We start from the raw sequence: 19,685 nt of genomic DNA, 5'->3' as shown, positions 1-19,685 counted from the left end.
ATCGCGGCGGAAGCCGCCCGACGGACGGTCGTCGCGGCGGAAGCCACCACGGTCGCCACCACGGTCGTCACGGTTGAAACCACCGGACGGACGGTCATCGCGGCGGAAGCCACCACCACGGTTGTCGTCACGACGGTCATCGCGGCGGAAGCCGCCCGACGGACGGTCGTCGCGGCGGAAGCCACCACGGTCGCCACCACGGTCGTCACGGTTGAAACCACCGGACGGACGGTCGTCGCGGCGGAAGCCACCACCACGGTTGTCGTCACGACGGTCGTCACGGCGGAAGCCACCCGACGGACGGTCGTCGCGGCGGAAGCCACCACGGTCGCCACCACGGTCGTCACGGCGGTTGTCGCGGCGCTCGTAGTTGCCGCGGTCGTCACGGCGCTCGAAGGTGCGCTCCTGGGCGACGGGCTCGGCGACCGCGGCCACGGCGGCGGCGACCTCGGCCTCGGCGGCCTCGACGACCTCGGCGACGGCTGCCTCCGGGTCCTCACCGCGCTCGCGGGCGGAGCGGGCGACGAGGCGGTCGGCCTCCTCGCGCAGCTCGGCGGCGCGACGGGTCGCGCGCTCCAGCTGCTTGGTGAGGTCGGCGACCTCGCGCTCGGCCTGCTTGGCGGCGTTGTTCGCGGAGTCGGCCTGGACCTCGGTGAGCGAGCGCGCACCGGTGATCTCGGCGACCTCCGGGTCGAAGGCGCCGGCGCCCTGGACGATGTGGCGCGAGGCGTCGACGCCCGCGTCCTCCATCAGGCGGAAGATCTGGCGGCGCTGGTGCGGCAGGGCCAGGGAGACGACGACACCGGACTTGCCGGCACGGGCGGTACGGCCCGAGCGGTGCAGGTAGTCCTTGTGGTCGCCGGCCGGGTCCACGTTGAGGACCAGGTCGATGCCGTCGACGTGGATGCCGCGGGCGGCGACGTCGGTGGCGACGAGCGCGTTGACGTAGCCGTCCTTGAAGTCGGCGAGGACGCGGGTACGGGCGCCCTGCGTCATGCCGCCGTGCAGCGCGTCGGCCTTCACGCCGGCCTCGATGAGCTGCTCGGCGATGCGGTCGGCGCCCAGCTGGGTGCGGACGAAGATGATGGTGCGGCCCTTGCGGGCGGCGATGGCGGCCGTGACCGGCGCCTTGTCCTTCGGCTTCACGACGAGGACGTGGTGGGTCATGGTCGTGACGTTGCCCTGGGCGCTGTCGACCTCGTGGCTGACCGGGTTGCTCAGGTAGCGCTTGACCAGGGTGCCGATCTCGTTCTCCATGGTGGCGGAGAAGAGCATGCGCTGGCCGCCGGCCGGGACCTGGTCGAGCAGCTCGGTGACCTCGGGCAGGAAGCCCAGGTCGGCCATCTGGTCGGCCTCGTCGAGGACCGCTACCTCGACGTTCTCCAGGGAGCAGGCGCCGCGGTTGATGATGTCGCGCAGGCGGCCGGGGGTGGCGACGAGGACGTCGACACCGCGCTCCAGGGCGTAGATCTGGTTGCCCATGGAGGTACCGCCGCAGACGACCTTCATCTTCAGGCCGAGGACGTCGCCGTAGGGCTGGAGGGCGTCCGCGACCTGCATCGCGAGCTCACGCGTTGGGGTGAGGATGACGGCGCGGGGCTTCTTCTTCTCCGTGTGGCCGTCGGCCAGGCGGGCCAGGGTCGGCAGGCCGAAGGAGAGGGTCTTGCCGGAGCCGGTGCGGCCGCGGCCGAGGATGTCCTTGCCGGCCAGGGCGTCCGGGATGGTCGCGGCCTGGATCGGGAACGGCGAGGTGACGCCGTTCTGGCCGAGCTTGCGCACGACGCCCTCGGGCAGACCGAGGTCCGCGAAGGTGATGGTGGGCTCGGCGTCGTCGGCGTCGGCCGCGTCCGCCTCGGCGGTCACGACGGCGACATCCGCCACGTCTGCCTCAAGGGCCTCGATGATCTCGTCGCGCTCGATGGCGTCCATGGCCTCGGTGACCGCAAGGGTCTCGGCGTCGACGATCTCGGTGGAGTCGTGCTCGGGCATGACGGAACGGTCAGAACTGGAAATGGACATGCGAAATGCGAAACCTTCCGGAGTCTCGGCACGCGCCCAAACTCCGTGAATCGCAAATCGACCGCCTCAATGCGGTCAGCCACGGCTAGGGAGAGTACGCGCCACACGGCGCTCTTCGGATTCGGCGCCGGGCAATGGGATCAAACGATCTATAACCATACGCACCCTCCCGGGGGTCTGGCAAGTCGCTCCCCGGGTATCGCCCCTGACCTGCGGCGATACCCATGGGACGAGTTACGCGAACCCCGGACGGGCCACCCGGAACCCCTCAGACCCGGGCAGAACACCCCTAGGCCAGGGTCGCCCCGGGACCCGCGTCGGACGACCCGCTCGGTGTCGGTTGCGTCACAGTCGGGGTCGGGTCCGGCGGGGGCGTGGTCGTCCCGCCCGACCCGCCGGAGTCGGAGCCGCCGGAACCGGACCCCGAGCCCGAACCCGACCCGCCGGAACCCGAACCCGACCCGGACCCCGAACCGGATCCCGACCCGCCGGCGGCCGACCCCGTGCCGCCCGCCCCCGAGCCCGAACCGGAACCGCCCGCCGCGGCCCCCGAGCCGCCGGCCCCGGTACCGCCCCCGGACGGCACCTGGCCGCCCTGCCCGCCCGCCCCGCCGCCCGGACCCGCCGACGGGGAGGGCTGCCCGGGCTTCGCGGGCGCGCCCGGGCTGGGCGAGGCGCCGGCCGCGCCGGAGGCCTTCCCGGGCTCGCCGGGCTTGCCCGCCTGGCCGCCCGCGGCGTCCTTCACGCCGTGGCCGTTGCCGTGCACCCCGGAGCCGCGGCCGCCGGCCGCCCCGGCGGGCCCGCCCGTGTCCTTGCCGCCGACCGAAGCCGCGGGCCCCGGCTTCGCGGCGTCCTCGCCGACGCTCATGCAGCCGGCCGTCGCCGCCACCGCGAGCGCGGAGACGGCCAGTCTGAGGGAGGCGGACAGGGAAGCGGTCAAAGGGCGCACGGGGGCACCTCCGGAGCACTGCGGCGGGGTCCGCGATGAGTGGGTCAATGAGCCCAACTCCCTTTACCCCGTAAGAGACACGCCCCTTACGCGAACAGCTGTCGCGCCACCTGCGAACCGAGTGTCACCGCTCCCAGCCCGACCAGCACCGACGCCGCGACGTTCGCCGCGGCCAGGAACCGCCAGCCGCGCTCGGCCAGCCGCAGGGTCTCGTACGAGAAGGTCGAGTAGGTGCTGAGCGCCCCGCACAGCCCCGTCCCCAGCAGCAGGTTCACCCGCGAGGAGCCCGCACCGGCCAGCGCCGCCCCCGCCAGCACCCCGAGCAGCAGACAGGCCGCCGCGTTGACCACGAAGGTCCCCCACGGGAACACGGAGTCGTGGCGCGCCTGCACCGCCCGGTCGGTCAGGTACCGCAGCGGCGCACCGACGACGGCGCCCGCGACCACCAGCAGCCAGTTCACCGGCGCCCCCGCGCGGCCAGCGCCAGCCGCGTCGCCGAGGCCGCCGCCCACACCGCGCCCAGCGCCGCCACCACCGTCAGCCCGGCGTACGCGAGCGCGGTCCCGGCCTCGCCCTCGTCCAGCAGCCGGGAGAAGTCGACGGCGTAGGTGGAGAAGGTGGTGAACCCGCCGAGCACCCCCACCCCCGCGAACGGCCGCAGCAGCGGGTGCGGGGCGCTCCGCCCGCCCTCGCTGATCAGCACCATGAGTACGCCGATCAGCGCGCAGCCCGCGGCGTTGGTCCAGAAGGTCGCCCACGGGAAGGCCCCGGGCCCGGCCGGCCACAGCAGGGCCACCCCGTACCGGGCCGAGGCGCCGACGGCCCCGCCCGCGGCGACGGCGGCGAGCACCCGGCCCTGCGGCTCGGCGCGCTGGGCGGGCACGTGGAGGTCGACGTCGGGGTCGATGGCCTCCGCGCCGGGGACGGGCTCGGTCACCCGTAGCCCAGGGCGTGCAGCCGCTCGTCGTCGATCCCGAAGTGGTGGGCGATCTCGTGCACCACCGTCACCTCCGTCTCGGCGACCACGCTCTCCCGGTCCTCGCACATCCGCAACGTGGGGTTCCGGTAGATGGTGATGCGGTCGGGGAGCACTCCGGCGTACCACTCGCCGCGCTCGGTGAGCGGGGTCCCCTCGTACAGGCCGAGCAGCTCGGGGTCGTCGGCCGGCGGCTCGTCCTCGACGAACACGGCGACGTTGTCCATCAGCCGCGTCAGCTCCGGCGGAATACGGTCCAGGGCCTCTGCGACGAGCTCCTCGAACTCCTCGCGCGTCATCTCCAGCACCCGGCCATTGTCGCCCCGGTAGGGGCGCCCGCAGCTCGCGGGGGGAAACCGTTTTGGCGATAGCTCCTCCGATCCCATATGCTTCTCACGTCCCCGACGCGCTGGAAAGTGCCCGGCGGGCCTTTAGCCCTCATCGTCTAGTGGCCCAGGACGCCGCCCTTTCAAGGCGGTAGCACGGGTTCGAATCCCGTTGGGGGTACGCAACACCATGTGCAAGACTTGTTCTTGCACACACCAGGTCCTGTGGAGCAGTTGGTTAGCTCGCCACCCTGTCAAGGTGGAGGTCGCGGGTTCAAGTCCCGTCAGGATCGCTGAGGCTGGAAACGGTCTCGTGGCTGGGTAGCTCAGTTGGTACGAGCGATCGCCTGAAAAGCGATAGGTCGCCGGTTCGACCCCGGCCCCAGCCACAAAAGGAAGGCCCCGTCCATCGGACGGGGCCTTCCGCGTTCTACTCCTCCCCCCGCTCCGCCCGGGCGGAGCGCCGCCACCGCGCCAGGCCGAACGCGATCGCGCCCGCGCCGACGAGGCCGAGCAGCGCCCAGTCCGGCACGGCGTCCGCGACGGAGCCCACCCACCGCTCGACGGCGTAGGAGTCGTCCACGTCCAGCAGCCCGGGCAGGGCGCTCGCCCCGTCGTAGGCCAGGAACAGCGCGCCCAGGGTGATGAAGAACAGCCCGGACAGCAGCGAGGTCGTGTGCAGTTCGAAGCGGCCCGCCCGGAAGGCCCGGCCGCGCAGCCAGCGCCGCCGGCCGAGGTCGAAGCGCTCCCACAGCAGGGCCAGCACGAACAGCGGTACGGCCATGCCCAGCGCGTACACCGCCAGCAGCAGGCCGCCGTAGACCGGGCTGCCGCTGACCGCCGCCACCGTCAGGACACTGCCGAGGATGGGGCCGGCGCAGAAGCCCGCCAGCCCGTAGACCGCGCCGAGGGCGTAGACCGACAGGGCGGTCGTCGGGCGGATCCGGCCGGACAGCTCGCTGATCCGCCTCGGGGCGAAGCCGAGGCCCAGGATCTGGGCGAGGCCGAGCGCGATGATCAGCCAGCCGCCGGCGAGGACGAGCAGGTCGCGGTTGCCGTGGAGGAAGCGGCCCGCGTACGAGCCCGCCGCGCCCATCGGCACGAGGGTGCTCGCGAGGCCCGCGTAGAAGATCCCGGTGCGTGCCAGGAGCCGTGAGCGGGAGTCGATGGAGTACGCGAAGAAGGCGGGCAGCAGCAGGGCGCTGCACGGGCTGAGCAGCGCGAGGAGCCCGCCGAGCAGGGCGGCCAGGTATCCGATGTGGGTCACTGCTCGGCCGCCGCCTTGGCCTTGGCGATGGCGGCGGCGAAGGCGTCCAGGGGCTGGGCGCCGGCGATGGGCTGCCCGTTGACGAGGAAGGAGGGGGTGGACTGGACGCCGATGCGGTAGCCCTCCTCCTGGTCGCGGCGCAGGGCGGCGGCGGCCCGCTCGCCGGCCAGGTCGGCCTTGAAGCGGTCCAGGTCGGGGACGCCTGCCTCGCGGGCCAGCTCGACGAGCCGGTCCTCGCCGAAGCCCTTGGCCTTGGCGCCCTCGGCGTACGCGGCCGCGTGGAAGGCGGTGAAGCGGTCCTGCTGCCCGGCGGCCCAGGCGGCCTTGGCGGCGGCCTCGGACTCGGCGCCGAAGATCGGGAAGTTGCGCCACTCGATGCGGAGGGTGCCGTCCTCGACGTACCTCTTCACCAGTTCGGGTTCGGTGTCGCGGGCGAACTTGCCGCAGTAGCCGCACTTGAAGTCGGAGTACTCGATCAGGACGACGGGCGCGTCGGCGCGGCCGACGGCGAGCTTGTCGCCGGCCTCGCGCCGGGCCAGCGCCTTGAGCTCGGCGGCGGGGTCGGTACGGGGGGTGGCGGCGGCGGTGTCGCGGCGCGGCTTCTCCTCCGGGGCGGTGGCCTGCCAGGACACCAGCCCGAGGGTGACGGCGGCGACGGCGACCCCGGCGGAGATCAGCAGGGGCTTGCGGGACGAGCGGGACATGGGTGTGCTCCAGAGCTGCGTGGCTGCGTGTGATGTAGGGGGGTGGTGGCCCCCCTACACCCGCATCACGGACAGCTCCACCGGCTTCGGCGCCCGCTGGTCGGGGCCGCGTACGGGCACCCGTGCGCGGGCCTCGGCGTGCGGGCGCGCCTGCTCGGGCGCGTGCCGCCCGGCCGCGAGCTGCGCGTGCTCCTGCCCGCCGGCCCGGGGCGGCACCCCGGACCCCTGCCCGTGCCCCTTCCCTCCGGGGTCACAGGAGGGCCCCCGCTCCCCGCCCACGTCCGCCGCCGCTCCACCGACCGCCTGCGGGCCCACGTCCGCCGCCGCTCCACCGACCGCCTGCGGGCCCGCGCCCGGCCCGGGAACCGCTCCCGGCATCCGGTCCGCTGCCGCCCGCAGGGGCGGACCCTGGTCCGGGGTCGCCCGTACCGTCCCGGCCAGGGCAAGGGCGAGGGCCGTCCCCAGCAGGACCACGAGGACGGCGGCAGCCGAACGGCGGAAGGACAACGGTGGGCGGCCTCTCACTGGCACAACTGGGGGACTCGTCCCGAAATGGTACGGGGAGGGGCACAAATGCGTTCGCCACCCGCCCGGCCCAGGTGAGATCCTCGATCAGGTATGTCTACTTCCTTCGCCGCCCTGCAGACGCTTCTCGGTGAGATCTCCCTCCGTGACGCGCACCGCCTCGGCCGCCGCCTCGAGGGCGCCCGCCGTATCCGCAAGCCCGAGGCCAGGCAGGCCGTGCTCGACGAGATCGCCGCGGAGGCCGAGAAGGCCGCCGGGCGACTGGCCGGCCGCGCCTCGCGCATGCCGGAGGTCACGTATCCCGAGAACCTGCCCGTCAGCCAGAAGAAGGACGAGATCGCCGAGGCGATACGCGACCACCAGGTCGTGATCGTCGCGGGCGAGACCGGCTCCGGCAAGACCACGCAGATCCCCAAGATCTGCATGGAGCTGGGGCGCGGCGTCCGGGGCATGATCGGGCACACCCAGCCCCGCCGGATCGCCGCCCGCACGGTCGCGGAGCGCATCGCGGAGGAGCTGAAGTCCGAGATCGGCCAGACGGTCGGCTGGAAGGTCCGCTTCACCGACCAGGTGGACCAGGACGCGACCTTCGTGAAGCTGATGACGGACGGCATCCTGCTCGCCGAGATCCAGACGGACCGCGAGCTGCGCGCCTACGACACGATCATCATCGACGAGGCCCACGAGCGCAGCCTCAACATCGACTTCCTGCTCGGCTACCTGGCCACGCTGCTGCCCAAGCGCCCCGACCTCAAGGTGGTCATCACCTCCGCGACCATCGACCCGGAGCGGTTCTCCCGGCACTTCGGTGACGCGCCGATCGTCGAGGTCAGCGGGCGGACGTACCCCGTCGAGGTCCGCTACCGGCCGCTGCTCGAAGAGGACTCCGAGGAGAGCGACCGCGACCAGATCACCGCGATCTGCGACGCCGTCGACGAGCTCCAGGGCGAGGGCCCGGGCGACATCCTGGTCTTCCTGTCCGGTGAGCGGGAGATCCGCGACACCGCCGACGCGCTGGTCAAGAAGAAGCTCCGCTTCACCGAGGTGCTCCCCCTCTACGCCCGGCTCTCGCACGCCGAGCAGCACCGGGTGTTCCAGGCCCATACCGGCCGGCGGATCGTGCTGGCCACGAACGTCGCCGAGACCTCCCTGACCGTCCCCGGCATCAAGTACGTGATCGACCCGGGCACGGCCCGCATCTCCCGCTACAGCCACCGCACGAAGGTGCAGCGGCTGCCGATCGAGCGGATCAGCCAGGCCAGCGCCAACCAGCGCAAGGGCCGCTGCGGCCGTACCAGCGACGGCATCTGCATCCGGCTGTACTCCGAGGACGACTTCAACGGCCGTCCGGAGTTCACGGACGCCGAGATCCTGCGGACGAACCTGGCGTCCGTCATCCTCCAGATGACCGCCGCCGGGCTCGGCGAGATCGAGAAGTTCCCCTTCATCGACCCGCCGGACCACCGCAACATCCGCGACGGCGTGCAGCTGCTCCAGGAGCTGGGCGCGCTGGACCCGGCGCAGAAGGACGCGAAGAAGCGGCTCACGCCGATGGGCCGCCAGCTCTCCCAGCTGCCGGTGGACCCGCGGCTGGCCCGCATGGTCGTGGAGGCGGACAAGAACAACTGCGTCCGCGAGGTCATGGTCATCGCGGCCGCCCTGTCCATCCAGGACCCGCGGGAGCGGCCGTCGGACAAGCAGACGCAGGCGGACCAGAACCACGCCCGGTTCAAGGACGAGACGAGCGACTTCCTCTCGTACCTGAACATGTGGCGGTACGTGCGCGAGCAGCAGAAGGAGCGCGGCTCGTCCTCCTTCCGCCGGATGTGCAAGCAGGAGTACCTGAACTTCCTGCGGATCCGCGAGTGGCAGGACATCTACGCCCAGCTGCGCTCGGTGGCGCGGACGATGGGGATCCACGTCAACGAGGCCGACGGCGCCGAGACCAACATCCACATCTCGCTGCTGGCCGGCCTGCTGTCGCACATCGGCCTCAAGGACACCGACAAGAACGAGTACCTGGGCGCGCGGTCCGCGAAGTTCGCGGTGTTCCCGGGCTCGGCGCTGTTCAAGAAGCAGCCGAAGTTCCTGATGTCGGCGGAGCTGGTGGAGACCTCGCGGCTGTGGGCGCGGGTGAACGCCAAGGTGGAGCCCGAGTGGGTGGAGCCCCTGGCGCAGCACCTGATCAAGCGCACGTACAGCGAGCCGCACTGGGAGAAGGACCAGGCGGCCGTGATGGCGTACGAGAAGGTCACCCTCTACGGGGTGCCGATCGTCGCCCAGCGGAAGATCAACTACGGCCGGATCGACCCGGAGGTGTCGCGGGAGCTGTTCATCCGCAACGCGCTGGTCGAGGGCGACTGGCGGACCCACCACAAGTTCTACGCCGACAACCGCAAGCTGCTGACCGAGGTCGAGGAGCTGGAGAACCGGGCGCGGCGCCGCGACATCGTCGTGGACGACGAGACCCTGTTCGACTTCTACGACCAGCGGATCCCGGAGCACGTGGTCTCGGGGGCGCACTTCGACTCCTGGTGGAAGCACAAGAAGGGCGAGGAGCCCGAACTCCTCGACTTCGAGCGCGAGATGCTGCTGACGGAGAAGGCGGCCGGGGTCACCAAGGCCGACTATCCGGACTCCTGGCGGCAGGGGCAGCTGAAGTTCCGGGTGACGTACCAGTTCGAGCCGGGCGCGGACGCGGACGGTGTGACCGTGCACATTCCGCTCCAGGTGCTGAACCAGGTGACGGACGAGGGCTTCGACTGGCAGATCCCGGGGCTGCGGGAGGAGGTCGTCACGGAGCTGATCCGTTCGCTCCCGAAGCCGATCCGCAGGCACTACGTACCGGCGCCGAACTACGCGACGCGGTTCCTGCTGACCGCGCACCCGATGCAGGAGCCGCTGCCGGTGACGCTGGCGCGCGAGCTGCACCGGATGGTGGGCGTGCCGGTGGCGGCGGAGGACTTCGACCTGGGCCGGATCCCGGACCACCTGAAGATCACTTTCCGGATCGTCGACGAGCGGCGCCGCAACCTCGCCGAGGACAAGGACCTGGAGGCGCTGCGGCTGAAGCTGAAGCCGAAGGCCCGCCAGGCCCTCTCCAAGGCCGCGGCGGCCACCGCCGAACGGGCGGGCGGGGAGTCCCTGGAGCGCACCGGTCTGACGGACTGGACGATCGGCACGCTGGAGCAGGTCTTCGAGACCCGCCGGGCCGGCCAGCCGGTGAAGGCGTACCCGGCCCTCGTGGACGACGGGGCGAGCGTCTCCGTACGGCTCTTCGACACGGAGGCGGAGCAGCAGCGGGCGATGTGGCTCGGCACCCGGCGCCTGATCCTGCTGAACATCCCGGTGAACCCGGCGAAGTTCGCCTCGGACAAGCTGTCCAACCAGCAGAAGCTGGCGCTGTCGCGCAATCCGCACGGCTCCATCCAGGCGCTGTTCGACGACTGCGCGACGGCGGCCGCCGACAAGCTGATCGCCGACCACGGCGGTCCCGCCTGGGACGAGGCCGGCTTCCGCCGGCTCTACGACCGGGTCCGGGCCGACCTGGTGGACACCACGGTGCGGACGGTCGGGCAGGTGCAGCAGGTCCTGGCGGCCTGGCAGGCCTGCGAGCGGCGGCTGAAGGCCACGGGCAGCCTGGCCCTCATGGCGAACGTCGCGGACGTGAAGGCGCAGCTGGCGGCTCTGATGCCGGCCGGTTTCGTGACCCTGACGGGGCTGAAGCGGCTGCCGGACCTGATGCGCTATCTGGTGGCGGCCGACCGGCGGCTCCAGCAGATGCCGACGGGCGCCCAGCGCGACACCACGCGCATGGAGAAGGTCCACGAGATGCGGGACGAGTACCTGTGGCTGCTGGAGCAGTTGCCGAAGGGCAGGCCGGTCCCGGAGGCGGTCACGGAGATCCGCTGGATGATCGAGGAACTGCGGGTCAGCTACTTCGCGCACGCGCTCGGGACGGCGTACCCGATCTCCGACAAGCGCATCGTGAAGGCGGTGGACGCACTCGCCCCGTGATCGGGTTCGACCGCACCCCCTGACCTGCTGTACAGTCTGATTCGCAGCCGGGCAATCGGCAGCGATCGAGGACCTGTGGAGCAGTTGGTTAGCTCGCCACCCTGTCAAGGTGGAGGTCGCGGGTTCAAGTCCCGTCAGGTTCGCAGAAACGTCAGGGCCCGTATCCCGCAAGGGATACGGGCCCTGACGCGTATCCGGGTACCGGCCGTGCGGACGGCGGTGGCGGGTCGGACCGGGTTCCCCCGCCCCCGTGATGGGCCGGGGCTCACCGGGGCCCCTGTGGGGCCGCCTGAGGGCCTCGGCGCCCCACTCGGCACTTCCTGGCCGACGGCGCTTTCCGGGGCCCTCCAGGGGCCCTGCAACAGCCCCTCCGACGAGGCTCGGGAACACATCGCCCAGAGGGGGAAAATCCCCCATTCGCGTGAAGCACTCTGTACCGGACCTCCCTTTACGGGGGACATTGCCGGATGTACAAGCGTCATCAGCTGTGACGGGTGTCACCACATGAGTTTTTGAGACTCGCACGTTTATCGGACCCATACGCGCGCTCGATTTAATATGTGCAATGGCACCCATCCCGTCGGCGCCCGGGGACGACGGGATCCCGGACCTCCCCCAGGGTCCCGCCCGGGGGACCGCGGGGCCCAGGACACAAAAAAGATCGCGCTGGACCCGGCGGAGTCCAGCGCGATCGAACGGCAGTGAGCCTGTTGGGGCAGGCCCAGCCGATGAAGCCATGTGGGTTTCATCGGATTGGGGGATCCGACACGTACCCGTTAATGCGGTGTTGCTGCGGGACCTCAGGCCTCGCTGCGCTGCTGCGGAATTCCCGCGAGCAGTGCGCGGACCTCAGCCTCGCGGTAACGGCGGTGTCCACCCAGGGTGCGGATGGACGTGAGCTTGCCAGCCTTGGCCCAGCGGGTGACCGTCTTCGGGTCCACGCGGAACATCGTGGCAACCTCAGCCGGGGTCAGCAGCGGCTCGGCATCAGGGGTGCGAGCGGTCATGAGCGGCCTCCTCGGGAGAACCGAACCATCTCGGTTCTTTCCTCTAAATTCTGCACCTTGGCCCGCGTTGCCCGAAATGGACATACGCAGGCCGAGTCGGTTATAGGACGAACGGCTTGTCCTCGGCACTACAACTACACCATCCGTCCAGCCTCGACGGCCAAACCGATGGAATTGCCCTCCGAGGTGTTCATCAGCGGCGGAAGCCGATGGACCGTCCCATAACGGACAGTCACCCCACTGTGACGATCAGTCACAGAGCGATCAGGAGTCGTCAGACCCCCCATAGAGTGCAATACCGAGCATTCCGCCCAAAGTTGGGTGGAAGGAACCCTCCCCGGACTCCTTGTCCTATTTTGGCACGAGGGTAGGGGATGGGCGCAAGGGTGTGGATAGTGCGTTCCGTCACGCTTGGGCCAATGGCCCGTATCGGGACGTAGGTCCTGGAACTAAGACCCTAATGCGGTGATCGAACCCCTGATCTGCGCATTGTGGCCGATCAGCCGATGACAACCGATACGGGCGATACGAGAAGGGTCCGAACGGGTACCGAACGGGATTCGTACATGATCCCCACCGGCCCCCGGTTCCGAAAGGGCCAAAGCGCCCCTAGTTCGCGAAGAGCCTCTCCCTGACCGCGCGCCACCGCAGCGAAAGCTCCCCGTACACCTGCGAGGCGCCCTCCCGGTCGCCCGCCCGCAGGGCCGCGAGGCCCTCCGCCAGGTCGCGGGCCGACCGGTCCCCCGCCAGGCCGTCAGCCGGCAGCGCGTGCAGCAGCCCCCCGTAGTCCAGTTCGACCATCGAGCGCGGGTGGAACTCCTCCAGCCAGCTGCCGACCTCCGCCAGCCCGTCCGCCAGCGGCCCGTAGCCCTGGCCCTCCTCCGCGCGCAGGGTCCGCAGCGCCCGCGCGAGCCGCCGCCGGGCCTGCACCATCGGCGTCCGGTAGCGCAGCCGTTCGCCCGGCAGGTACTCCCGCTCCTCGTCCGCCACCAGCACGAACCAGCGCAGCGGAACCTGCCACACCCCGGTGCGGATCCACGGCCGCGCGTCCGGGTTCCGCTCGCGCCAGGCCTCGTACGCCTCGACGGCCCGGCGGCGCTGCGCCGGCGGCAGCGCCGCGTCCAGCACCGGGCCCGGGAACTCGGCGACCAGCTCCTGGAGCGCCAGCCAGCCGCGCAGCCGGGTCCGCCAGGGGCACACCAGCAGCACCCCGTCCCGCTCCGCCGTGAAGGCGTCCCCGCTCTCGTGCGCCGGGACCCCGACCACGGGGACCCGTACCAAATCGGAGAGCGAGCGCCTCAGTTCGTCCTGGGCCGTCGGGGCGGTCCCGCGCCGGGCGTACGCCGCCCAGTGCGTGCGCTCGGGCTCCGCGAACGCGGCCAGGGGCTCGTACACGCGCAGGTAGGAGGCGTACGGGACGGCCGGCGCGGGCCGTGGGGATTCGCTCACGCCCCGCTCCTCCCCGTTTTGGCGCTCCGGCTCACCTCCGGGGCCCGGGCAACCCGGGAGTGTTCCGATCCCCGGACAGGGGCTACCACCGCGCGCCGCAGGTCTTACTCTGCTCCCAGTGCGCCCTCCCCCACCCGCAGGGCGGGCGTCTTTCCGCCGCATCTCTTCCATGGGAGTCACCACCGTGACCGAAATGACCGACGGCGTCCTGCACACCCTGTTCCGTTCGGAGCAGGGTGGCCACGAGCAAGTCGTGCTGTGCCAGGACCGAGCCACGGGCCTCAAGGCCGTCATCGCCATCCACTCCACCGCCCTGGGCCCCGCCCTCGGCGGCACGCGCTTCCACGCGTACGCCTCGGACGAGGAAGCCGTCCGCGACGCGCTGAACCTCTCGCGCGGCATGTCCTACAAGAACGCCCTTGCCGGTCTCGACCTCGGCGGCGGCAAGGCCGTGATCATCGGCGACCCGTCCGTCCTCAAGAGCGAGGAACTCCTGCTGGCCTACGGCCGCTTCGTGGAGTCGCTCGGCGGCCGCTACGTCACCGCCTGCGACGTCGGCACGTACGTCGCCGACATGGACGTCGTCGCCCGCGAGACCCGCTGGGCCACCGGCCGCTCCCCCGAGAACGGCGGCGCCGGCGACTCCTCGGTGCTGACCGCCTACGGCGTCTTCCAGGGCATGCGCGCCAGCGCCCAGCACCTGTGGGGCGACCCGACGCTGCGCGGCCGCAAGGTCGGTGTCGCGGGTGTCGGCAAGGTCGGCAAGCACCTGGTGCGCCACCTGCTGGAGGACGGCGCCGAGGTCGTGATCACGGACGTCCGCGAGGAGTCCGTCCGCGAGGTCCTCGACCTCCACCCGGACGCCAAGATCACCTCCGTCGCCGACACCGAGGCCCTGATCCGCGTGGAGGGCCTGGACATCTACGCCCCCTGCGCGCTCGGCGGCGCCCTGAACGACCACTCCGTCCCGGTCCTGACCGCCACGGTCGTCTGCGGCGCGGCGAACAACCAGCTCGCCCACCCGGGTGTGGAGAAGGACCTCGCGGACCGCGGGATCCTCTACGCCCCGGACTACGTGGTCAACGCCGGCGGGGTCATCCAGGTCGCCGACGAGCTGCACGGCTTCGACTTCGACCGGTGCAAGGCGAAGGCCTCGAAGATCTTCGACACCACGCTGGCCATATTCGCACGTGCGAAGACCGATGGGATCCCGCCGGCCGCCGCGGCCGACCGGATCGCCGAGCAGCGGATGTCCGACGCCCTCGCGGAGCGCGCCGCGGCACGCAAGGCGTAGCACTTCCGGGACCCGCCGGAGCGCGGCGAGACAGAACTCACTGCGCTTCGGCGGGTCGGCGGCCAGGAAAGCGTTAAAATCGCAGCTGACCAGCGAGTACGGGGTGTCCCGCTGGTTCTGTGGAGAGGCGCGTCATGCGGGCGGCGTACCGTATGGCCGCGGAAGCAGGTACCGTTAAACCCCTACGGACGGTCTCTCCACGGAGAGCCCGCTCCGAACCATGAACGCGTGTCAGACTCTGGGGCCGTCGAGCCCCGTCACCGAGGGGGTCGAGCCATGGGGCGCGGCCGGGCCAAGGCCAAGCAGACAAAGGTCGCCCGCCAGCTGAAGTACAACAGCGGCGGGACTGACCTCTCGCGTCTGGCCAATGAGCTGGGCGCATCGCAGACAGAGCCGCTGCCTATCAGCGCGCCGGTCGAAGTCGATGACGATCTGGACGACGACGACCCGTACGCCAAGTACGCGGATCTGTACAACGATGACGACGAGGACGAGGACGAGCAGTCCGGTCCCTCGGCGCACCGTCGCGGGGCTTGACGCAGCGATCCTCTGTTCACGGCGTGCCCACCAGCAGGCTGACTGAACTTGTTCCACATGTGCCGAAACCCGGTCCAGGGCATTGCCCCGGACCGGGTTTCAGTGCTGCTCAGACCGCGTAGCTCCCGGTCAGGGTCGCGCCCTCGGCGTGGTCGCCCCGGTCGAGGATCTCGCCGGCGACCCAGGCCTCGACGCCCCGGTCGGCGAGGGTGGTCAGGGCCACGTCCACCGACTCCTGCGGGACCACGGCCATCATGCCGACGCCCATGTTCAGGGTCTTCTCCAGCTCCAGCTGCTCGACGCTGCCGGCCTTGCCGACCAGGTCGAAGACCGCGCCGGGCGCCCAGGTGGAGCGGTCGACCGTGGCGTGCAGGTGGTCCGGGATGACCCGGGCGAGGTTCGCCGCGAGGCCGCCGCCCGTGATGTGCGAGTACGCGTGGACCTCGGCCGTGCGGGTGAGGGCCAGGCAGTCCAGCGAGTAGATCTTGGTGGGCTCCAGCAGCTCCTCGCCGAGGGTGCGGCCGAGCTCGTCGACGTGCCGGTCCAGGGACATCCCGGCCCGGTCGAAGAGCACGTGCCGGACCAGCGAGTACCCGTTCGAGTGAAGGCCCGACGAAGCCATCGCGATGACGGCGTCCCCCGTACGGATGCGATCGGCGCCGAGGAGGCGGTCGTACTCGACCACACCGGTGCCGGCGCCCGCGACGTCGAAGTCGTCCGGTCCGAGCAGGCCCGGGTGCTCGGCGGTCTCGCCGCCGACGAGGGCGCAGCCGGCGAGGACGCAGCCCTCGGCGATGCCCTTGACGATGGCGGCGACGCGCTCGGGGTGCACCTTGCCGACGCAGATGTAGTCCGTCATGAAGAGCGGCTCGGCGCCGCAGACGACGATGTCGTCCATGACCATGGCGACCAGGTCGTGGCCGATGGTGTCGTAGACGCCCATCTGGCGGGCGATGTCCACCTTGGTGCCGACGCCGTCGGTGGCCGAGGCCAGCAGGGGGCGCTCGTAGCGCTTGAGGGCGGAGGCGTCGAAGAGGCCGGCGAATCCGCCGAGGCCGCCGAGGACCTCGGGGCGCTGCGTCTTCTTCACCCACTCCTTCATCAGCTCGACGGCGCGGTCGCCCGCTTCGATGTCGACGCCGGCGGCTGCGTAGCTGGCACCGGTGGTCTTCTCTGTCATGACAGGCGAGAGCTTTCGTGTCGTTGCTGCGTGTGGTGCCGGACCCCGGGAGAAGCCTCAAAGACAGGGCTCGGCGCAGGTGGAGCCGGGCCGGCCCGGAAAGGGCCGGCCCACGCGCCTACGGGCGGCGGAGAGCGTCGGCGGCGTCGGTGCCGCCCGCGAGCTCGTTCTCCAGGAGCTGCTTGCCCAGCAGCTGCGGGTCGGGCAGCTCCATGGGGTACTCGCCGTCGAAGCAGGCACGGCAGAGGTTGGGCTTCTGGATGGTGGTCGCCTCGATCATCGCGTCCAGCGAGATGTACGAGAGCGAGTCCGCGCCCAGCGACGTGGCGATCTCGTCGACCGTCATGCCGTTGGCGATCAGCTCGGCCCGGGTGGCGAAGTCGATGCCGAAGAAGCACGGCCACTTCACCGGCGGGGAGGAGATCCGGATGTGGACCTCGGCCGCACCGGCCTCGCGGAGCATCTTCACGAGGGCGCGCTGGGTGTTGCCGCGGACGATCGAGTCGTCGACGACGACGAGGCGCTTGCCCCGGATGACTTCCTTGAGCGGGTTGAGCTTGAGGCGGATGCCGAGCTGGCGGATCGTCTGCGAGGGCTGGATGAAGGTCCGGCCGACGTAGGCGTTCTTGACCAGGCCGGAGCCGTACGGGATCCCGCTGGCTTCGGCGTAACCGACGGCGGCGGGCGTGCCGGACTCCGGCGTCGCTATCACCAGGTCGGCCTCGACCGGGGCCTCCTTGGCGAGGCGCCGGCCCATCTCGACGCGCGAGAGGTAGACGTTCCGGCCGGCGATGTCGGTGTCCGGGCGCGCCAGGTAGACGTACTCGAACACACAGCCCTTGGGCTTCGCTTCTGCGAAGCGCGAGGTGCGCAGGCCGTTCTCGTCGATCGCGATGAGCTCGCCCGGCTCGACCTCGCGGACGAAGCTGGCTCCGCAGATGTCGAGGGCGGCGGTCTCGCTCGCGACCACCCAGCCGCGCTCCAGGCGGCCGAGGACCAGCGGGCGGATGCCCTGCGGGTCACGGGCGGTGTAGAGGGTTCCCTCGTCCATGAAGACCAGGGAGAAGGCGCCCTTGACCTGGGGGAGGACCTTGGCGGCCGACTCCTCGATGGTCAGGGGCTTGCCGTCCTCGTCGGTCTGTCCGGCGAGGAGGGCGGTGACCAGGTCGGTGTCATTGGTGGCGGCCACCTGGGTGGCACGGCCGTCCTGACGGGGGAGGTCGGCGACCATCTCGGCGAGCTCGGCGGTGTTCACCAGGTTGCCGTTGTGACCCAAGGCGATCGAGCCGTGGGCGGTCGCCCTGAAGGTGGGCTGAGCGTTCTCCCAGACGGAGGCTCCGGTGGTCGAGTAGCGGGCGTGACCGACCGCGATATGACCTTGGAGGGATCCGAGGGAGGTTTCGTCGAAGACCTGGGAAACGAGGCCCATGTCCTTGAAGACGAGGATCTGGGAACCGTTGCTCACAGCGATTCCCGCGGACTCTTGTCCGCGGTGCTGCAGTGCATACAGTCCGAAGTAGGTGAGCTTGGCGACCTCTTCACCCGGAGCCCAGACACCGAAGACGCCGCAAGCGTCCTGGGGGCCCTTCTCGCCGGGGAGCAGGTCGTGGTTGAGTCGTCCATCACCACGAGGCACACCACCGAGTGTAGGCGAGATCGACCACTGGTCCGAATTGGGGACGGCCGGGAAATCTCACAGCACAGAGGGTGACCGGACCGCCCCGTCTCGTATTCCGATCAGTTTGTTGACAGGTACGAGGGAATTCGTACAGGCTCTCGCCCCATGCAGCCTCTCGGTGACCGCACCGTCACCCTCGTCGAGCGCCGTCACGTAGACCTGGTCCGTGTCGCGAGCGCCATCTGTCGCTGTTCTGCGTAGTCACAACTCTTTCTCCCTTTTCCTGATTTCGCTCGCCAAGCCCCGCCCAGCCCCGCCCTGCCGTGCCGCGCGCCGTCCCGCGCCCGCCCCGGGGCAGGGGCGGCCGGGCCGCGCCTTGGAGTTCTCGTGTCTTCGTACAACAGCAAGCTGTCCCGCCGGGCCTTCGGAGGTGCCGTCGGAGTGACCGCGGCGACCGCCGCCGTGGGGCTGGGCGCCGGTCCGGCGCAGGCCGCCGACGCCCGTGAGGCGGGCCCGGAGGAGCGTGAGTTCCGGGCCGCGCGCGGGCGCCGGTCGCGCCGCCCGAACATCCTGTTCATCCTCGGGGACGACCTCGGCTGGGCCGACCTCTCCTCGTACGGGTCCCCGCACATCAAGACCCCGAACCTGGACCGGCTCGCCCGCCAGGGGGTCCGCTTCACCGACGCATACTCGGGCTCCGCGACCTGCTCCCCGACCCGTTTCAGCCTGTACACCGGGCGCTACCCGGCCCGTACCAAGGGCGGTCTGGCGGAGCCGATCGCCGACAAGTCCGCGGGACTGGACCCCACGCACCCGACGCTGGCCTCACTGCTGAAGGAGGCCGGCTACGCCACCGCGCTGATCGGCAAGTGGCACGCCGGCTACCTCCCCGACTACAGCCCGACCAAGTCCGGCTGGGACACGTTCTTCGGGAACTTCGGCGGAGCGCTGGAGTACTACTCCAAGCTGGGCCTGGGCGGCGAGTACGACCTCTACGAGGGCGACGCCGCGTACAAGGACCTGCGCTACTACACGCGGATCATCACGGAGCGGGCGGGCGAGTACGTCTCCCGCGACCACGGCGGCAGGCCCTGGCTGCTGAACCTGAACTTCACCACCCCGCACTGGCCGTGGATCGCCGACGGCGACACCGCCGAGAGCGCCGAGATCGTCCGGCGGATCAAGGCGGGCGACGCGCGGGCGCTGTGGCACCAGGACGGCGGCTCGGTCGGGAAGTACAAGCAGATGGTCGAGGACCTCGACCGGTCGGTCGGCGAGGTCCTCCAGGCGCTGAAGCGCTCCGGGCAGGAGGACGACACCCTGGTCGTCTTCTCCAGCGACAACGGCGGCGAGCGCTTCTCCTACAACTGGCCGCTGTCCGGCAACAAGGCCTCCCTCCAGGAGGGCGGGATCCGGGTGCCGAACATCGTGCGCTGGCCCGCCCGGCTGGACGGCGGCCAGGTCAGCCGGGTGCCCGTGTTCAGCCCCGACTGGACCGCGACGCTGCTGGAGGTGGCCGGGACCCGGCCGCACCGGGCGTACCCGCTGGACGGGGTGAGCCTGGCCGGGTACCTGCTGCGCGGCGAGCGGCCGGCCGAGCGGGACCTGTTCTGGCGGGTGCGCGGGGAGCGAGCGCTGCGCCGGGGCGACTGGAAGTACTACCGCGGCAAGTCGGGGCGCGACCAGCTGTTCGACCTGGCCGGGGACCTGCGGGAGCAGGCCGACAGGGCGGCCGTCGAGCCGGCCAGGCTGGCGGAGCTGCGGAATGCCTGGGAGGCGGTCGACGCCGGGCTGCTGCCCTACCCGGGCTGACCGCG

At 71.0% G+C, this 19,685-nt stretch carries 17 protein-coding genes and 4 tRNA genes; 9 read left to right on the top strand and 12 right to left on the bottom strand.

Annotation, left to right across the window (positions count from 1 at the left end):
- The 5 genes from ACZ597_RS08610 to ACZ597_RS08590 form a co-directional block, all read right to left on the bottom strand.
- The coding region (locus ACZ597_RS08610) for a DEAD/DEAH box helicase (protein ID WP_471326703.1) at window positions 1-2,019 on the bottom strand (2,019 nt) is incomplete at its 3' end.
- A gap of 289 nt (window positions 2,020-2,308) precedes the next feature.
- Window positions 2,309-2,968, bottom strand: a complete 660-nt coding sequence (locus ACZ597_RS08605) for a hypothetical protein (RefSeq protein ID WP_471326700.1) — start codon at window positions 2,966-2,968, stop codon at window positions 2,309-2,311.
- Window positions 2,969-3,054: 86 nt separating this feature from the next.
- Window positions 3,055-3,429, bottom strand: coding sequence for a fluoride efflux transporter FluC (locus tag ACZ597_RS08600; protein WP_471326698.1), 375 nt, complete (start codon window positions 3,427-3,429; stop codon window positions 3,055-3,057).
- A complete protein-coding gene (locus tag ACZ597_RS08595; RefSeq protein WP_471326695.1) occupies window positions 3,426-3,905 on the bottom strand; it encodes a FluC/FEX family fluoride channel in 480 nt (159 codons plus the stop codon). The genes ACZ597_RS08600 and ACZ597_RS08595 overlap by 4 nt, the downstream gene beginning before the upstream one ends.
- On the bottom strand, window positions 3,902-4,252 hold the full coding sequence (locus ACZ597_RS08590; RefSeq protein ID WP_030225620.1) for a metallopeptidase family protein: 351 nt from the start codon (window positions 4,250-4,252) through the stop codon (window positions 3,902-3,904). Before ACZ597_RS08590 ends, ACZ597_RS08595 begins: the two co-directional genes overlap by 4 nt.
- A 126-nt stretch (window positions 4,253-4,378) precedes the next feature.
- Between ACZ597_RS08590 and ACZ597_RS08585 the strand changes: the two genes are divergently transcribed.
- The 3 genes from ACZ597_RS08585 to ACZ597_RS08575 all read left to right on the top strand — a co-directional run bounded on the left by ACZ597_RS08585 (window position 4,379) and on the right by ACZ597_RS08575 (window position 4,659).
- A tRNA-Glu gene (locus tag ACZ597_RS08585) sits at window positions 4,379-4,451 on the top strand.
- A gap of 38 nt (window positions 4,452-4,489) precedes the next feature.
- A tRNA-Asp gene (locus ACZ597_RS08580) sits at window positions 4,490-4,563 on the top strand.
- Window positions 4,564-4,585: 22 nt separating this feature from the next.
- A tRNA-Phe gene (locus tag ACZ597_RS08575) sits at window positions 4,586-4,659 on the top strand.
- Between the two features lie 41 nt (window positions 4,660-4,700).
- On the opposite strand, the gene ACZ597_RS08570 is transcribed toward ACZ597_RS08575, so the two are convergent.
- From ACZ597_RS08570 to ACZ597_RS08560, 3 genes are read right to left on the bottom strand one after another with little or no spacing between them, the layout of a single operon-like run.
- Window positions 4,701-5,537 carry a cytochrome c biogenesis CcdA family protein gene (locus tag ACZ597_RS08570; protein ID WP_471326692.1) on the bottom strand — a complete coding sequence of 279 codons (837 nt, stop codon included), beginning with the start codon at window positions 5,535-5,537 and terminating at the stop codon, window positions 4,701-4,703.
- Window positions 5,534-6,241, bottom strand: a complete 708-nt coding sequence (locus tag ACZ597_RS08565; RefSeq protein WP_471326690.1) for a DsbA family protein — start codon at window positions 6,239-6,241, stop codon at window positions 5,534-5,536. Before ACZ597_RS08565 ends, ACZ597_RS08570 begins: the two co-directional genes overlap by 4 nt.
- Before the next feature lie 54 nt (window positions 6,242-6,295).
- A complete protein-coding gene (locus tag ACZ597_RS08560) occupies window positions 6,296-6,748 on the bottom strand; it encodes a hypothetical protein (RefSeq protein WP_471326688.1) in 453 nt (150 codons plus the stop codon).
- A 111-nt stretch (window positions 6,749-6,859) separates the two neighbouring features.
- Here ACZ597_RS08560 and hrpA point away from each other — a divergent pair, with 111 nt between their 5' ends.
- On the top strand, window positions 6,860-10,783 hold the full coding sequence (hrpA, locus tag ACZ597_RS08555; protein ID WP_471326686.1) for an ATP-dependent RNA helicase HrpA: 3,924 nt from the start codon (window positions 6,860-6,862) through the stop codon (window positions 10,781-10,783).
- Between the two features lie 69 nt (window positions 10,784-10,852).
- Window positions 10,853-10,926, top strand: a tRNA-Asp gene (locus tag ACZ597_RS08550).
- 657 nt (window positions 10,927-11,583) lie between these two features.
- Here the strand turns inward: ACZ597_RS08550 and bldC are convergent.
- On the bottom strand, window positions 11,584-11,790 hold the full coding sequence (gene bldC, locus ACZ597_RS08545) for a developmental transcriptional regulator BldC (RefSeq protein ID WP_003949541.1): 207 nt from the start codon (window positions 11,788-11,790) through the stop codon (window positions 11,584-11,586).
- A gap of 609 nt (window positions 11,791-12,399) precedes the next feature.
- Window positions 12,400-13,239 (bottom strand): DUF8083 family protein, encoded by an 840-nt coding sequence (locus ACZ597_RS08540; protein ID WP_471326684.1) that lies wholly within the window; start codon window positions 13,237-13,239, stop codon window positions 12,400-12,402.
- A 169-nt stretch (window positions 13,240-13,408) separates the two neighbouring features.
- On the opposite strand from ACZ597_RS08540, the gene ACZ597_RS08535 reads away from it, so the two are divergent.
- Both ACZ597_RS08535 and ACZ597_RS08530 read left to right on the top strand, forming a co-directional pair.
- Window positions 13,409-14,533 carry a Leu/Phe/Val dehydrogenase gene (locus ACZ597_RS08535; RefSeq protein WP_471326681.1) on the top strand — a complete coding sequence of 375 codons (1,125 nt, stop codon included), beginning with the start codon at window positions 13,409-13,411 and terminating at the stop codon, window positions 14,531-14,533.
- A 276-nt stretch (window positions 14,534-14,809) separates the two neighbouring features.
- Window positions 14,810-15,070 carry a DUF3073 domain-containing protein gene (locus ACZ597_RS08530; RefSeq protein ID WP_125602468.1) on the top strand — a complete coding sequence of 87 codons (261 nt, stop codon included), beginning with the start codon at window positions 14,810-14,812 and terminating at the stop codon, window positions 15,068-15,070.
- 109 nt (window positions 15,071-15,179) lie between these two features.
- Here the strand turns inward: ACZ597_RS08530 and purM are convergent, their stop codons facing one another.
- Window positions 15,180-16,250: a phosphoribosylformylglycinamidine cyclo-ligase gene (gene purM / locus ACZ597_RS08525; RefSeq protein ID WP_471326678.1), complete on the bottom strand. Its 1,071-nt coding sequence runs from the start codon at window positions 16,248-16,250 to the stop codon at window positions 15,180-15,182.
- A 118-nt stretch (window positions 16,251-16,368) separates the two neighbouring features.
- The gene (gene purF, locus ACZ597_RS08520; RefSeq protein ID WP_125602472.1) at window positions 16,369-17,886 is read right to left on the bottom strand and encodes an amidophosphoribosyltransferase; all 1,518 of its coding nucleotides are present in this window, start codon (window positions 17,884-17,886) and stop codon (window positions 16,369-16,371) included.
- Window positions 17,887-18,033: 147 nt separating this feature from the next.
- On the opposite strand from purF, the gene ACZ597_RS08515 reads away from it, so the two are divergent.
- Both ACZ597_RS08515 and ACZ597_RS08510 read left to right on the top strand, forming a co-directional pair.
- A complete protein-coding gene (locus ACZ597_RS08515; RefSeq protein ID WP_324617183.1) occupies window positions 18,034-18,129 on the top strand; it encodes a putative leader peptide in 96 nt (31 codons plus the stop codon).
- Window positions 18,130-18,255: 126 nt separating this feature from the next.
- Window positions 18,256-19,680, top strand: a complete 1,425-nt coding sequence (locus ACZ597_RS08510) for a sulfatase-like hydrolase/transferase (protein WP_471326675.1) — start codon at window positions 18,256-18,258, stop codon at window positions 19,678-19,680.
- The last annotated feature ends 5 nt before the right edge of the window (window positions 19,681-19,685 follow it).

It is taken from the genome of Streptomyces sp. NPDC040718 (assembly GCF_055593565.1).
This window is presented reverse-complemented; position numbering and strand designations above follow the sequence as displayed.